Source organism: Streptomyces arenae (genome assembly GCF_022343545.1).
Classification (GTDB): Bacteria; Actinomycetota; Actinomycetes; order Streptomycetales; family Streptomycetaceae; genus Streptomyces; species Streptomyces humi.
Genome location: NZ_JAKQYH010000025.1, coordinates 19,461 through 34,369, shown reverse-complemented (window position 1 = coordinate 34,369; position 14,909 = coordinate 19,461). Strand labels below are relative to the sequence as shown.

At 70.1% G+C, this 14,909-nt stretch carries 13 protein-coding genes; 6 read left to right on the top strand and 7 right to left on the bottom strand.

What is annotated here, in order from left to right; translation table 11 throughout:
• Positions 1 to 143 precede the first annotated feature (143 nt).
• Positions 144 to 950 (bottom strand): SDR family NAD(P)-dependent oxidoreductase, encoded by an 807-nt coding sequence (locus MB828_RS13125; protein WP_301648292.1) that lies wholly within the window; start codon positions 948 to 950, stop codon positions 144 to 146.
• Between the two features lie 48 nt (positions 951 to 998).
• Positions 999 to 1,568, bottom strand: coding sequence for a TetR/AcrR family transcriptional regulator (locus MB828_RS13120; protein WP_301648291.1), 570 nt, complete (start codon positions 1,566 to 1,568; stop codon positions 999 to 1,001).
• Between the two features lie 104 nt (positions 1,569 to 1,672).
• Between MB828_RS13120 and MB828_RS13115 the strand changes: the two genes are divergently transcribed.
• A complete protein-coding gene (locus tag MB828_RS13115; protein WP_301648290.1) occupies positions 1,673 to 3,886 on the top strand; it encodes an MMPL family transporter in 2,214 nt (737 codons plus the stop codon).
• A gap of 116 nt (positions 3,887 to 4,002) precedes the next feature.
• Here MB828_RS13115 and MB828_RS13110 read toward each other — a convergent pair whose 3' ends face one another.
• The 4 genes from MB828_RS13110 to MB828_RS13095 form a co-directional block, all read right to left on the bottom strand.
• Complete coding sequence (locus MB828_RS13110; protein WP_301648289.1) at positions 4,003 to 5,226, bottom strand: MFS transporter; 1,224 nt, start codon at positions 5,224 to 5,226, stop codon at positions 4,003 to 4,005.
• Between the two features lie 175 nt (positions 5,227 to 5,401).
• A complete protein-coding gene (locus MB828_RS13105) occupies positions 5,402 to 5,995 on the bottom strand; it encodes a TetR/AcrR family transcriptional regulator (RefSeq protein WP_301648288.1) in 594 nt (197 codons plus the stop codon).
• A 36-nt stretch (positions 5,996 to 6,031) separates the two neighbouring features.
• Complete coding sequence (locus MB828_RS13100) at positions 6,032 to 7,129, bottom strand: tetratricopeptide repeat protein (RefSeq protein ID WP_301648287.1); 1,098 nt, start codon at positions 7,127 to 7,129, stop codon at positions 6,032 to 6,034.
• Positions 7,126 to 8,301 carry a DUF4331 family protein gene (locus tag MB828_RS13095; RefSeq protein ID WP_301648286.1) on the bottom strand — a complete coding sequence of 392 codons (1,176 nt, stop codon included), beginning with the start codon at positions 8,299 to 8,301 and terminating at the stop codon, positions 7,126 to 7,128. The genes MB828_RS13100 and MB828_RS13095 overlap by 4 nt, the downstream gene beginning before the upstream one ends.
• Positions 8,302 to 8,572: 271 nt before the next feature.
• On the opposite strand from MB828_RS13095, the gene MB828_RS13090 reads away from it, so the two are divergent.
• From MB828_RS13090 to MB828_RS46855, 5 genes are all read left to right on the top strand, one after another.
• The gene (locus tag MB828_RS13090) at positions 8,573 to 9,181 is read left to right on the top strand and encodes a hypothetical protein (protein WP_301648285.1); all 609 of its coding nucleotides are present in this window, start codon (positions 8,573 to 8,575) and stop codon (positions 9,179 to 9,181) included.
• Positions 9,182 to 9,194: 13 nt separating this feature from the next.
• Entirely contained in the window at positions 9,195 to 10,535 is a 1,341-nt protein-coding gene (locus MB828_RS13085; RefSeq protein WP_301648284.1) for a Dyp-type peroxidase, read from the top strand.
• 25 nt (positions 10,536 to 10,560) lie between these two features.
• Positions 10,561 to 11,649 carry a catalase family protein gene (locus tag MB828_RS13080; RefSeq protein ID WP_301648283.1) on the top strand — a complete coding sequence of 363 codons (1,089 nt, stop codon included), beginning with the start codon at positions 10,561 to 10,563 and terminating at the stop codon, positions 11,647 to 11,649.
• Between the two features lie 62 nt (positions 11,650 to 11,711).
• Complete coding sequence (locus MB828_RS13075) at positions 11,712 to 12,383, top strand: TetR family transcriptional regulator (protein WP_430381370.1); 672 nt, start codon at positions 11,712 to 11,714, stop codon at positions 12,381 to 12,383.
• A 269-nt stretch (positions 12,384 to 12,652) separates the two neighbouring features.
• A complete protein-coding gene (locus MB828_RS46855) occupies positions 12,653 to 12,808 on the top strand; it encodes a hypothetical protein (protein WP_430381369.1) in 156 nt (51 codons plus the stop codon).
• Positions 12,809 to 13,225: 417 nt separating this feature from the next.
• Here the strand turns inward: MB828_RS46855 and MB828_RS13065 are convergent, their stop codons facing one another.
• A complete protein-coding gene (locus tag MB828_RS13065) occupies positions 13,226 to 14,839 on the bottom strand; it encodes an MFS transporter (RefSeq protein WP_301648281.1) in 1,614 nt (537 codons plus the stop codon).
• Positions 14,840 to 14,909 lie beyond the last annotated feature (70 nt).

The following is a 14,909-nucleotide window of genomic DNA, read 5'->3' as shown; positions in this document are numbered from 1 at the left end:
AGCGCCCGGCCGCCGCCCTCGGCGATGCCCTGCTTGGCCAGGAGGTCCCGTGTCGGATCGCAAGAGGGTGTGCCACCGGTCAGCGCCACGGATGTCAGTGCCGTGTCCGCCACTTCGACCACGCGGGTCCGCGCACGGGAAGGTCAGGCGCGAACCCGCTTCAGACCCGGGTTCTGCCGCACGAGCGCGGGCAGCAGGAGGCGCTGGGGAGCCAGCCGCATCAGCCGGCTGACGATCTTCATGGCCAGACCGGCGACGACCACACCATGGTCACCGTCGAGCGCATCGACGCCGATCCTCGCCACCTCACGGGACGGCATGTAGAGAAACGGCGGGTACCCGTCGCTGTCCAGGCCCGCGGCCTGGGCGAATTCAGTGTGCACCGGACCGGGACAGAGCACCGCGACCGTGACCCCCGTACCCGCCAGCTCCGCGCGCAGGCCCTCGCTGTACCGCTGCACGAACGCCTTCGTCCCCGCGTAACCGGACTGCCCAGGCTGCGGAATGAAGCCGCTCACGGACCCGACGTTGAGGATCGCGCCGCGTCCGCGCGGCACCATCTGTTGCACCGCGCGGGTGGTGAGGTCGATGACCGCCTCGACATTCACCCGCACCTGGGCGATCTCGGCCTCGACCGGGGAGTTGGCCACCGCGTCGATGGTGCCGATGCCGGCATTGTTGACCAGGATGTCCGCTGTGAGGCCCCGCTCGGCCACCGTGTCGAAGAGCCGTGCGCGCTGCTCCGCGTCGGCCACGTCGCAGGCGATGACCTCGACTCGGACGCTGCCAGAGAGCTCGGCCGCCAGATCGCGCAGGCGGTCCTCACGCCGGGCCACCAAGGTGACGCCGTGGCCACGTCGGGCCAGTTCGCGGGCGAGGTCCGCGCCGATGCCGGACGAGGCGCCGGTCACGATCGCGGTGCTGGTGGGGTTCGGCTTCGGCAGAGGCATACGTCGGCCCCTTCACAGTAGACCTTGTTCGGCAAGGTGTGGGGTGGACTAGGCGGTGTCGAGCGTGTGGAGTCCGGCCCGCAGGAAGGCGATCGCCTTGTCGATGTTGGCCTCCTGCGCGTGATGGCAGACCTCGCTGATGACCGCTGCCGCCGCGGCGGCAGCCATGCGGGGGCCGAAGTCGTCGGGGGCATCGCCCCGTTCCTCGGCGAGGATGCGGGCGCCCTCCTGGATCACCTCGGTGAGGCGGGCATTGGTGACGGCCCGCAGCTGCGGGTTGAGGTCGAGCATGCGGTCGTGCAGATGGTCCAGATCGCTGTGCTGGGCAATCTCGGCCCGTAGCCAGATCTCCAGTGCGTCAAGAGTCGTCTGCCCGTCCGGCCGTTCTCGCAGGGCGCCGGCCAGCCGGTCCGCGACCGCGTCGAAGTGGGATGTGGCGAGCTCCAGCTTCGAGGGGAAGTAGAGCGTGACCGTGCGCGGCGAGACCTCGGCCGCCGCCGCGATGTCGGCGATCGTCGTCGCCTCGAAACCGCGCTCGGCGAACAGTTCGTATGCCGCCCGGAGGATCGCTTCCCTGCGCCGCGCCTTGGAACGTTCCCGCAGACCTTCGCTCATCATGGGTACCACTTTACCATCGACTGCGAATTTACAGTCAAGAGTAAAAATGCCTTACGGTGTAGTGCGTCGAGCTATGGACAACCGTGGAAGAGAGGGATATCGGCATGGCCTCACGCCTGTACACATGGGCGCGGTGGGCGGTACGCCGTCGCGGCAGGGTCGTCGCGGTCTGGCTGCTGCTGCTCGCCGTGGTCGGCGGCCTCGGGATCACCCTGCACGGCAAGGCGACCACCGAGTTCTCGGTGCCGGGGATCGAGTCCCAGAAGGCGCAGGACCTGCTGGAGGAGAAGTTCCCCGAGGCGGCGGGCGGGGTGGTCCGGGTCGTCCTCGCGGCCCCCGAGGGCAGCACGCTGACCGAGTCCAAGACCGCGGCGGCCGTGGAGGCGAGCCTGAAGAAGGCCGCCGAGGTGCCCGGTGTCATGGACGTCTCCGACCCGCTCAAGGCCAAGACGGTCTCCCAGTCCCTGCGCATCGGTTTCGCGGACGTCCACTTCCGCCAGCAGGCCGGCGACGTCACCGAGAAGTCCAAGGACGCGCTGTCGGAGGCGATGGACCAGGCACGAGACACCGGTCTCGAAGTCGAGTTCGGGGGCTCGGCGATGGAGGCCAAGACCGAGGTCGGCGGACCGGCCGAGGTGGTGGGCGTGGTGATCGCCTTCGCCGTACTGGCCCTGGCCCTCGGCTCGCTCATAGCGGCCGGACTGCCGCTGCTCACCGCCCTGGTGGGGGTGGCGATCGGTGTCCTGGGCGTCGAGTTCATGACCCGCTACGTCGAGATGACGTCCACCGCCACCGTCCTCGCCCTGATGATCGGGCTGGCCGTGGGCATCGACTACGCCCTGTTCATCATCTCCCGTCACCGCGAGCAACTCGCCGACCCCGAACAGGACGTGGAGGACTCGATCGCGCGGGCGGTGGCCACTGCCGGCGGCGCGGTCGTCTTCGCCGGAGCGACCGTGATCATCGCGCTGACCGCGCTGGCGGTCACCGGCATCCCGTTCCTGACCGTCATGGGCCTGGCCGCTGCGGCCACCGTGGCGCTGGCGGTCCTGGTCGCCATCAGCCTCGTACCCGCCGCCCTCGGTTTCTTCGGCGAGCGACTGCGCCCACGCAGCCGCCGTACCCGTACGACCGAACGCGCCCCCGGCGCCTGGGGTCTGGCCTGGGCGCGTGCGGTCACCCGTAAGCCCCTGCTCGTCCTCCTGGCCGGCGTGGTCGGTCTACTCGCGCTTGCCGTCCCCGCCCGCGACCTGCGCCTCGGGCTGCCGAGCAACGCCTCGCAGCCGGTCGACAGCACCCAGCACAAGAGCTACGACCTGCTCACGGAGGGATTCGGGCCCGGCTTCAACGCCACCCTGACGGCCGTGGTCGACCTCGACGGCGTGCCGGCCGCGGGCCGCACTGCGACCGTGACGCAGCTGCGGACGGCGCTGGCGAGCGACCGCGGTGTGGCCGTCGCCGCCGCGCCGGTCACCAATGCCGACGCCACCCTCGCCGTCATCGCCGTCGTCCCGAAGACCGGCCCCGACGCGCAGGCCACGACCGACCTGGTGCACCGGCTGCGGGACAACGCGACCACCGTCGAGAAGGCGGGCGGCACCCTCTACATCGCTGGACAGACCGCCGCGGCGATCGACGTGGCGGGCAAGCTGTCCGACGCGCTGCCGCTGTTCATCGCCATCATCGTGATCCTGGCGCTGATCCTGCTGACCATCGCCTTCCGGTCCCTGCTGGTTCCGGTGAAGGCAGCCCTTGGCTTCCTCCTGTCCGTCGCCGCGTCCCTCGGGGCCACGGTCTGGGTCTTCCAGAACGGCAACCTCAACGGGATCCTCGGCATCCCCTCGGCCGGGCCGGTCACCAGCTTCCTGCCGGTCCTCCTCATCGGGGTGCTCTTCGGACTCGCCATGGACTACGAGGTGTTCCTCGTCAGCCGGATGCGGGAGCACTACGAGCACACCGGCGACGCCGCCGAGGCCGTCACGCAGGGCTTCGCCCGCAGCGGCCGGGTCGTCAGCGCCGCCGCGCTGATCATGGTCGCGGTCTTCGGAGGCTTCGTCTTCAACCACGACCCGATCATCAAGTCCATCGGCTTCGCCCTGGCGTTCGGCGTATTCGTCGACGCGTTCGTGGTCCGCATGACCCTGGTCCCGGCGGCCATGGCCCTGCTCGGCCACCGCGCCTGGGGCCTGCCCGGCCCGCTCGACCGCATCACCCCCGACGTCGACATCGAAGGGGCGAAACTGCCGGCCCGCGCGGCGAAGCAGGAGGGCCGGCTCGCCGCGGCCGGAGAGAAGAAGCACGAGTCCACCGTGGGCTGAGCACCCCGAACCGGCGCAGGAGGAGCCGTGAGCGAGCCCTCCGCCGAGAACAACGACCAGGAATCCGAGCCGTACGATCCCCATCACCCCCCTTGCAGTTCCTGCACCTGCCGGGCTCAAGAGGCTGACAATGCCTGAGGGTCGGGGGCGCGGTCGACGAGCCAGACGCCTCTTTCCCGGTCGGCCAGGAAGGTCACGAGCGCGAGCAGGAGTGCGCCCGCCGCCACGGTAAGGGCCACCAGGAGGGCACCGGGGACGCCGTGAGTCTCGGCGAGTCCGCCGGACACGGCCTGTGCGCCGGCTGTCCCGAGCGGGCCGCCGGCGCACAGGACCGTCATGGCGACCGCCGCCCGCCCGGCGGGAGCGAGTCGTTCGGTCAACGCGTACAAGCTGATCATGTAGGGGGCGACGGTGAAGCTCGCCAACGCCATGGCGACCGGGAAGGAGCCGGTCCGGGCGCCGAGGAAGAGCACCAGCATGCCCACGAAGAGAGTCGCGGCGAACGAGACGTAGCGCAGCCGCGGGGAGAAACGCTGCGGGAGCCAGGCGCAGGCGAAGCCGGACAGGGCACTGCCGATGCCGAACACGGCGTACAGAAGCCCCGAGGCGCCGGGCTTGCCGATCGCGTCGGCGTACACGGTGACGGCGGTCTGGACCGCACCGAAGATCCCTCCCATCGCGGCCATCGCCACAACCATGACCGCCAGCGGACGGCGCGGCAGGTGCGGCCTCCCGCGCTCCACAGACGGAGGCTGCCGCGTGATGCCGTCGACGTGGCGGAGGGCGAAGGGGAGGGTGCATGCCGCGATCAGAAACATGATCACGACTGAGGGCGCGAGTGGGCTGACCGAGGCGAGCAGCCCGACGAGCGCGGGTCCGGCGACGAAGCTGATCTCGTCGGCGGAGGCTTCGTAGGACAGAGCCGTGGACAGCAGATGGTGCTCGTTGCGCGAGCGCATCAGACGAGACCAGTACACGCGGACGAGAGGCGCGACCTGGGGCTGGGTGAGGCCTACGAGTGCGGCTGCGACGAGCATGCCTTCCCGCGTGCCGTGGCTTGCCGCCAGTAACGCACCCCAGGCGGCGAAGTTGGCGACAGCGGCGGCGGCTCCGACGGATCGGTGACCGTAGCGGTCGGCCAGAGCTCCGAGCAGAGGGCCGCTCATCGCGGTGGCGATGCTCTGGGCCGCACTGGCCACCCCGGCGAAGGCATAGCTGTGAGTCGCCGCCTGGAGCAGGACGAGGGTGGAGAGGGCTGAGGCCGCGTAGGGCAGGCGGCCGAGGAATCCCAGGGGGAAGAAGCCGGCACCTGCAAGGCGCAGCAGGGAGCGGTACGACACCGATATCTCCATCAGGCACGTCGAAAAGACGCGCCTCCCAGCCACCAACGCGTCGACGAGCCCGATTCTGGTCGTCAACGTAGTGGAGTCGGCCGAGTGCTGTACAGGTCGGCCGACCGGAGGGAAGCGGGTGAAGCGGCCCTACCCTGCCACCAGGGGTTCCGGTCGATAACCGTTACGGCGCCCATGCCCGCAACGCCGCATCCACGACCGAGTCCACCGTGTCGTAACCGAGCCGGGCACCCACGAGAAATCGCTGGTAGACCAACGGGCCGACGGTGGACATGGCGAACGTCTCGGCCGTGACGTCGTCGCGCAGGTGGCCTCGGTCGACGGCCATGGTGATGGCGGGGCGCAGGGCGTCGACCATCTGCGTCAGGAGGGTCTCACGGAGGTGCTGCATTCCGTCGTCGTACTGCGCCCCGCCCAGCACTGCGGCGAGAACGGCCCCGGCCTGCGCGTCGTCGAGTCGCTCGCCGAGCTGTCGCAGGTAGTGGACCAGCTCGGCGCGCGGTTCGGCACCGGATGCTGCCCCGACGTTCGCGGGCGCCGGTGACAGGGGCGGCATGCCGGCTTCCAGTGCCGCCAGACGGAGACCGAGCAGGTCGGGCCAGTGGCGGTAGACCGTGGCCCGGCCGACCCCGGCACGGGCGGCCACCGCCTGGTGCGTGACGGCCTCCAGGCCGCCCTCGGTGAGCAGCGTGGTGGCCGCGGCCACCATGGCCTCGCGGCTGCGCACCTGGCGTGGATCGGCTCGCTCCTCCGGCATGCGTCATCCTTCGTGTGAGACGAGTTGCCTCATATGCTAGTCGCAGGGTGTCTGGGCCCGGAGGCGTCGTGGGTCCAGTCCCTCGCTTGCCTCCTGGGCGCTCCGGACCAGGGCGTACGAGCGGCTGGTCTGGCGCATCACCAGGCTCCGGAGTGCGAGTTGGAGCCCTCGGTCGACATCGCCTCCGACCATGAGCCAGAAGTCGGCGGCGTGATCGGCGTACGCCTCCGGGTGGCGCGTCACCAGTTCCTCGTAGCGTTCCGCCGCTCGGTCCCGCCACGGCCGTGCCTCCTGGGGGCGGCCGGCCGCTCGCAGGGCGAGTGCGAGGTGTGCGGGGTACTCGGGATCGTCGCTCGTCTCCACCAGCGGGCGAAGGCGGGCGACCGCGGTCTCGGGGGCGTCGAGGAGGAGGTCGACCTCGGCGAGATGACCGGCCGCCGGCGCGTAGCCCGGGACCCGGCGCCGGGCCGCGTCGAACCAGGACCGCGCCGCGGGCAGATCGCCTTCACGCAGCCACATCACCCCGCGCCGGAACTCCAGCTGGGCGAGTGGGAAGGGCGAGACGCCCCGGTGCGCGGCGCGCGCCTCGTCGAACACGTTCTCCGCCTCGGCGGTCTCGCCCCGCTCCGCCTGGAAAAAGGCCAGCGCCGACAGCATCGTGAAGTCGGACTGGTCGGGGGCCGCGCTCCGCAGCAGGGCATGGGCTTCGGCATGACAACCGACCGCCTGCAGAATCACCGCCCTCTCCGCGTCCAGGGTGGACTGCGCCGCACCCGCCCCGCCCGCCGCGTCGAGGTCGGCCATGGCCTCGGCGAACCGGTGCAGGGTCGCGCGGGCCCGTGCCCGGGCCAGCAGGGCGGCGCTGTCGTCGGGTGCGTTCCGCACCATCTGTTCGGAGAGCTGCGCGGCCTGCTCGTAGTCGGTGACGCGGCCCAGGAGGTGTCCGCGCAGGGTCAGGAGATCGACCAGGACCGCCTGTTGGGCGACGGCGTGGGGCGCGGCGGAGCCGGCCCGGCGTAGGGGAGCCGCCACGCCGTCGATCTGGGCCGACAGGTTCACCAGGGCCAGGGTGCCGTTGGTCGTGACCGGTTCCTGGTCGGTGGGTACGGATGTGCGTACGGGCCGGTCCGTCATGCCGCTCCCTCCTCCAGCTCCGGCGGGGCGAGCAGCGCGGTCATCACCGTCATGAGGTCCGGCGGGTTCGGGTTGGGGGCCACGAGGTACGGGAATGTGTGCGCGGCCGGCCGGGTCGCGTGGTCGACGCCGTCGCTGATGCGCGGGCCGTCGACGCCGCCCACCAGGAGGGTGTAGAGGGTGTCCACGATGTCGTCGTTGGGTGCCCGGCCGCCGCAGGTCCTGTGGGGGCGTCCGGCGAGCAGTGCCGTCTCGATCTCGAAGCAGCTGTCCTCGGCGAACGGCTTGGAGATGTCGACGACGAGGAAGTCGGCCAGGAGGAGTTCCGTCAGCGGGTGGGCGCCTCGGTCGTCCGGCGGCCAGACGAGCTCGCCGTCGAGGCGGTCGAAGAAGGCCAGGTTGGCGTTGAACCGCGCCCGGTAGGTCCCGGCGTAGTCCGGCCGTATGGCGAAGGTGTCCTCCTCGTTGTAGAGGTCGCGGATCTCCAGGTCGCTGTTTACGGGGTCGTAGCTCTTGCTCGCCAGGACGACGTTCTTGATCTCGGGCCGGCCCATGCGCTCCAGCCGGACCGGGCGGCCGCCGGAGGTCACGGTCTCGCCGACGACGCCGAGCAGCGGGCCGCTGTCCAGACCGAACACCACCTCCGAGTCGACCTCGACGACGATGCTCAGCACGTTCATTCCTTCGAGGATGTTGGCCGCGCCGGGCCGGAAGGCCAGCTTCTGTGTGGCGTCGGTGGCCAGGACGCCCGCGAGGTCGATGAAGAACGGGTCGAGCCGCGGTCCGGCGAAGATCCTCAGCCCTTCGGCCTCGGTGGGCGTCTCGTCGCCGACCTGGAGGAGGACCTGCTCGCCGCTCGGCGTTGTGCAGGTGCCTATCTGAACCGGTTCGCCGCTGCCGGGGATCCGGGCGGGCGCGGCGAAGGTGAAGTCCAGGCCGTACTCGGTCTCGCCGACAGTGAACGCGGCGCGCTCGGCGACCCGGGCCACCGGCCGGACCCGGAAGCGGTAGGTGATCGCGTCGGAGAACAGCGCGGTGGGGGCGGCGGCCGGGAAGACGTCGAGGACGAGCACCAGGCAGCCGGGCCGGTCCGGGCTGGGGAACGCGAAGACGTCGGCGACGTCGGACGCGGGGTCGAAGAGGATGCGCGGTCCGGAGAAGTGATCCGCCATAGGGAACTCCCTCGAGTGATCGGTGGTCCTGGTGGGCCATCTGTGAGACACAGTGACTCACAGAATAACTATGAGTCAATCTGTCCCATAGTGGCGTACGTCATGCGGCCGCTCACGGGTGGCGCATTGACAAGCAGGAGTTGGCAAACTGATGATGTAATCAGTTATGCGGAGATGGTCAGAAAGTGATCTCGTCTCGCTTGCACGCCATCTCACCAAGGCCTATTTGAGGCGATATGTGTTTTATCGTCCGCCCCCAAGGAGAGGTGCCATGAGCGAGAAAGACCTGCACGCGAAGTTTCAGAAGCTGCCCGAGACCGTCCGCGAGAAGGTCGACGCGACGCTCGCGGACGCGAAGATCGCGCTCAAGCTGAAGGTCGCCGAGATCGTCGCCGACAAGGAGGAGATGGCCGAGCACGCCGTCACCACAGCCGGCCGGATCGGCGCCAAGAGCGGCGAGGTGTCGGAGCTGACGACCATCCTGCCGCTGAAGCCGCACGGCGCCGAACGGCTCCGCAAGTTCTTCAGGCTGGTCGGCGGCAACCTGGCGGGCGCCGGTCAGGTCGGCACCCTGCACAACATGCGGTTCGTGTTCATCGACAACGACACCAAGCTGCTGTTCGCGACCGCCTTCGACGGTGAGTGGGACCCGTACATCGACGACTTCGCCACCAAGATCCCTGAGTTCATGGACTATCTGTTCAGCAACGTCGAGGGCTGGCCCGGCATCACCTCGCCGGACGTGAAGGACTTCATCGTCAAGTACCAGGTCCCGGCGGAGGCATGGTTCGTCGCCCACCCCCACCTCACCGTCGCTGAAGGCCACCGGCTCAGGCGACAGGAGGCCGCCGTGCAGCGATTCCTGTCCGACCTCAACTGAAGGCAGGCGCACCATGCCTTCCCAGCTGTTCCGGCGGCTGCGCCGGCCCCCCACCCTGGACCTCGACGACATCCAGGCAACCCTGCTGCGGGCCCGGCCCGAGCCCTACTTCGGCACCCACGCGATCCTGGAGATCACCGAACCGACCGCGGGCAGGGAACTGCTGCGCCGCCTGGCCCAGCGGGTCACCTCGGCGGCCCGCTGGGACGAACCGCAGCCGTCCTGGCTGGCCCTCGCCCTCAGCTACCAGGGACTGGTAGCGCTGGGACTTCCGGAGACCTCACTGGCCTCCTTCCCCGCCAACTTCCGCGCCGGGATGGCCGCCCGCGCCGAGCGGCTCCGCGACACCGGCGTGAACGCGCCGGACCGCTGGGAGTTCCCGTTCGGCACCCCGCGCGTACATGTGGCTGTCACGGTCTACGCCGCGAGCGAGGACGACCGGCGGGCCGAAGTCGCCGCCTACGAGCAGGAGTTGGGCGAGGTCCCGGGCGTGCGGCTGCTGTCGCACCAGGACTTCGCCGCCGACGGGTTCAACGTCTTCGGCTACCGGGACGGCTTCAGCCAGCCGGTGGTCGAGGGCAGTGGCGCCGAACCCCTGCCCGGCGACGGACGGCCCATCAAGGCCGGTGAGTTCGTCCTCGGCCACCCGAGCGAGACGGGCGTCCCGCTGCCCGTACCGGCTCCGGACGTCCTGGGCCGCAACGGCACCTACGTCGTCTTCCGCAAGTACCACTCCCACGTCGCCGCCTTCAACAAATGGCTGCACGACAACGCCTCCACCGAGGCCGAACGCGAACTGCTGGCCGCCAAGCTCGTCGGCCGCTGGCGCAGCGGCGCACCACTCGCCCTTTCCCCGGAGCGCGACACCCCCGCGATCGGCGAGGACCCGAACCGGATCAACGACTTCGACTACTCCGCCGACCCGCGTGGACTGTGCACCCCGCTCGGCTCCCACATCCGCCGGATGAACCCGCGCGACACGAAGCTGACGGTCCTCACCGACGTCAACATCCGCCGGATCATCCGGCGCGGCACCTCCTACGGCACTCCCCTGCCCACCGACCGCCTGAAGGACGACGGCAGCCCGCGCGGCCTGGACTTCATCGCGCTCGGCGCCCGGGCCATCGACAACGTGGAGTTCCTGCAGAGCGAATGGGTCGGCTCCGGCAACTTCATGGGCCTGGGGAAGGAGAAGGACCCGATGATCTCGCTTCAGGACAAGGGCGCCTACTTCACCGTGCCGGGCACCCCGCCCCGCCGGGTGCAGAACATCCAGTCCTTCAACACCCTGCTCGGCGGCGAGTACTTCTTCATGCCCAGCCTGTCCGCCATCCGCTGGCTCGGCAGCAACTGACCCCACACCTCGCGCGGAGGCCCCCATGACCTCGTACGTCCGCTACAGCCCCGACCTCGAACAGCCCTTCCCGAACGAGGACGAACTCGTCCGCCAGGTCGTCGTGGCCATGGGGAAGGCCAACCAGCAGGTCGCCGACAAACACCGCCACGGCCTGCGCGACGCTCACGCCAAGAGCCACGGCGTCCTCGTCGGCGAGCTGCGCATCCAGCCCGATCTCCCGACCCACCTGGCCCAGGGCCTCTTCGCCGAACCGGCCGTCTACCCAGTGATCGTCCGCTTCTCCTCCGCCCCCGGTGACCTGCGCTCCGACCAGGTGCCCGTGCAGCGCGGCCTCGCCATGAAGGTGATCGGCGCCCCCGGGCCGCGCGCCCTCGACGACGGCTTCACCACCCAGGACTTCCTCCTCGTCAACCATCCCACCCTGCCCTTCGGCGACATCGCCGAATACGCCAAACTCCAGGACCTCCTGGAGAAACAGCCCCGGCAGAGCGACCAGCAGCTCCAGCTCACCGGTGCGGCAGCCCGCGTGGCCGCCAAGGCCCTCACCCGCGCCGGACGTCCGCTCCCGCCCGCCGTCGAGACCCTGGCCGCCGCCAACGACCACATCCTCGGCGAGACCTTCCACTCCATGGCCGCGCTGCGCTACGGCGACCACCTCGCGAAGATGTCCGCCGCGCCCCGCTCGGCGAACGTCAAGGCACTCGCCGGCAGTCACGTCGACAAGAAGGCCGGCGAATCGGCCCTGCGCGACCTCGTCGTCGACTTCTTCGCCCACCACAGTGCCGAGTACGACCTCCGCGCCCAGCTGTGCACGGACATCGGCCGGATGCCGGTGGAAGACGCCTCCGTCCTGTGGCCCGAGGAGCTGTCACCGCACCGGACCGTGGCCGTGCTGCACCTGCCCGTCCAGGACGCCTACAGCGACGCCCGCCGCCGCTACGCCGACGACGTCCTCTCCTTCAATCCCTGGCACGCCCTGGAAGCCCACCGTCCGCTGGGCTCGATCATGCGCTCGCGCCGCGCCGCGTACCCCGCCTCCAGCGACTTCCGCCACCGGTTCAACGGCATCGCCCCGCAGGAACCGTCCGACATCGAGGAGCTTCCCGCCTGACCGGGGCCCGCCCGATCCCGGATGCGGCCGCGGACCGGTCGGGCCCATACACACGTGCCAGAATGGAGAGGTCCGTTCTCCATTCCGGCTGCTTCGAGGTTCCTTTCGTGTCCCAGACCGTCGGCCGTGTGCCCCAGCGACGCAACGCACGGTCCAACCGGGCGCGCATCCTGGCCACCGCGCGCCAGGAGCTGGGGCGGAACCCTGACATCACCCTGGAGGAGCTCGCCCGCGCCTCCGGTGTCGTACGGCGCACGCTGTTCGGACACTTTCCCGGACGGGCGGCACTCCTGGATGCGCTGGCAGAGGAGGCCGCCGAGGCGCTCCAAGCCGCCGTGGCGCTCGGAGCGGAAGCGGCAGAGCCTGCCGATCGGGCGCTCGCACACTTCTCGTTGTCACTCTGGCCCGTGGGCGACCGCTACCGGATGCTCCTGGCGCTGGCCCGGCGGGACCTCGGCATGGACCGTGTCGCCGGGATCCTGGAGCCCGCTCGGGTCAGGGTCACGGCCATCGTGGAGCGGGGGCAGCGGGACGGCGTCTTCCACTCCCACCTGCCGGCCCCGGTGCTGAGCGCCGGCCTGGAGGCGATGACGGTCGCCCTGCTGGAAGAGGTCAACACCGGGGCGCTGGAGGACGACGGCACCCGGGTGGCCGTCACCACACTCATCGCGGCCGGTGTGCCGGAGAAGCGGGCGCAGATCGTCGTCGACGAGATGGCCGCCGCCGAGGGGTGAGACCGCCCCCGCAGTCCGACGTGACCCCGGTGCGAAGCGCCGGCCTTGCACATGAACTTCGGCGGACCAGACGATCTGGCCTGGGGCTGCTGCTCGGCTCCTCAGGCATGACCGAGGTGTATATCGCGCACGATCTCCGGCTCGACCGCAGTGTCGCACAGTGAAGACACTGCGCACCGCCCTCACCCACGACCCGGCACTCCAGGACCGGTTCCGGCGCGAGGCTCACACGGGGCGCACTTGCCGTACATTCCCACCAGCACGGCATCGTGCGCCGGGAGATCAAGCCGGCCAACGTGATGGTGACCTGGTCCGGGCAGGTCAAGGTCATGGACTTCGGCATCGCCCGGGACGCGCGGAACGTCGGTATGACCCAGGTTCGCGCTGCCCCTGAGCCGCCGCTGCGCGATGTCCAGGTCGCGTAGCCGGCCGTCCAGGTAGGGTCGGCCGTCAGCCAGGACACGTACTTGTCGACCAACCCGCACGGCGCCTCTTCCCGGATCCCCGCACCCTGCCCTGCCCCTTCCCGAACGGCTTGATCGCCAACTCCCAGACGCTGCACCGCCCAACTCGGCGTCAAGCCAGTGGTCCCGACCAAGCCGCCCCCGAAGCCACCTCATAGCGCCTGGTTTTCGTCAATCATCCTAGAACTGGGGCCAGTTGGGGGCACATCGGCGAGTTCACTGAACGCCACCCCAGCCATCCGGGTGCGGACAGCAAGAAGGGGACGGTGCCGGGTGTCCCCTCCCGGCACCGTCCCGGGGCCGTGCGCCGCTCAAGGCACGGCCCGTTCTGGGGTGGAGAAGGCCGGAATCGGGGTTCCGGCCTCCGGTGTACGGGGCTCAGGCCCCCACGGTCTCGGTCTGCTCCTCGGTCGCCGGCACCGTCTCTTGCTGGCGGTGCTTGCCGGTGTGCTTGCGGCCGGGCAGGACGGCGATGACGATCAGGGTTCCGGCGGCCATGATGATGCCGCCGATGAGGCTGGTGTGGGCGATGGCGTGGGCGAAGGACTCGTGCACCGCTCCCAGCAGGGTCTGGGCCTGTTCGGCGCCGCCCTGGGGGTTCTTGGCCACCTGTTCGGCGACCGCTATGCCGCCGCCGACGGAGTCCTTGGCGATGTCCAGCGCGGCGGCGGGGAGATGGCCGCCGACCAGGTCGGTCAGCTTGTCCTTGTAGGACGTGGCGAGCAGCGAGCCGAGGACGGCGATGCCCAGGGCGCAACCCAGTTCCAGGGCGGTGTCGTTGGCGCCGCCGCCGACCCCCAGCTCGTCCTCCGGGAAGGAACCCATGATGGTGTCGGTGGCCGGGGCGAGACTCAGGCCGATGGCGAAGCCGAGCAGCAGCAGCGGGGTCAGGAAGTCGGTGTAGGTCGAGCCCGTCTCGATCTGGGTGAGCAGGAAGACGCCTGCGGTGCCGATGACCATGCCGGCGCCGACCACGATCTTCACGCCCAGCTTCGGAGCCAGCTTGCCGGTGACCGCCGCGCCGACGAAGACCGCGCCGGCCAGGGGCAGGAGACGGATGCCGGTCTCCAGGGCGTCGTAGCCGAGGACGAACTGGAGGAACTGCGTGGAGTAGTAAATCGAGCCGAAGGTGCCGAAGAAGAAGAACAGCACCGCGAGCATCGAGCCGCTGAAGGGACGCTCGGTGAACTTGCGGACGTTCAGCATGGGGTTGGGATGCTTCAACTCCCAGGCCACGAAGGCCAGCAGGCCCACGCCGGCTGCCACGGCCGCGGTGATCGGGCCGGCACCCCAGCCGAAGTGCGGGCCCTCGATGGTCGCGTAGACCAGGGAGCCGACGGAGACGATCGACAGCAGACCGCCGACGTAGTCGATCCGGCCCATGCCCTCCGCCTTCGACGGCGGCACCAGCAGCAGCGCACCCACGACGCCCAGGACGGCGATGGGGACGTTCATCAGGAAGGTCGAGCCCCAGGCGTGGTCCTCAAGCAGCCAGCCGGCGGCCAGTGGACCGGCGGCGATGGCGAGACCGGAGGTCGCGGACCAGGCGGTGATGGCCTTGGCGCGCTCGGCGCGCGGGAACATCGCGACCAGCAGCGACAGCGTGGCCGGCATGACGACCGCGGCACCCACACCCATGATCGCGCGGGAGGTGATGACCAGGCTCGTCTCGTCGACCAAGCCGCCCATCACCGATCCGCCGACGAAGATCAGCAGGCCCAGGACCAGGGCCCCGCGGCGGCTGTACTTGTCGCCGATCGCGCCCAGCACCAGCATCAGCGCGGCGTAGGGGACGGTGTAGCCGTCGATGACCCACTGCAGGTCACTGCTGCTCAGCCCCAGATCCCTGGTCATGTCGGGCGCGGCCACGATCAGCGACGTGTTCGCCATGACCACGATGAGCAGGCTCAGGCACAGGACCAGCAGGGCCCACCAGCGGCGTGGATACGGCTCGGCCATCTTCTCGACGGGTGTCTTCGCAAACAGCGGCATGGTCAGGCTCCTCGGCAGGAGGTGAAGCGGAGGCTTCGGGGTGCGGATCACTGGGAGCGGTGCAGGCGGG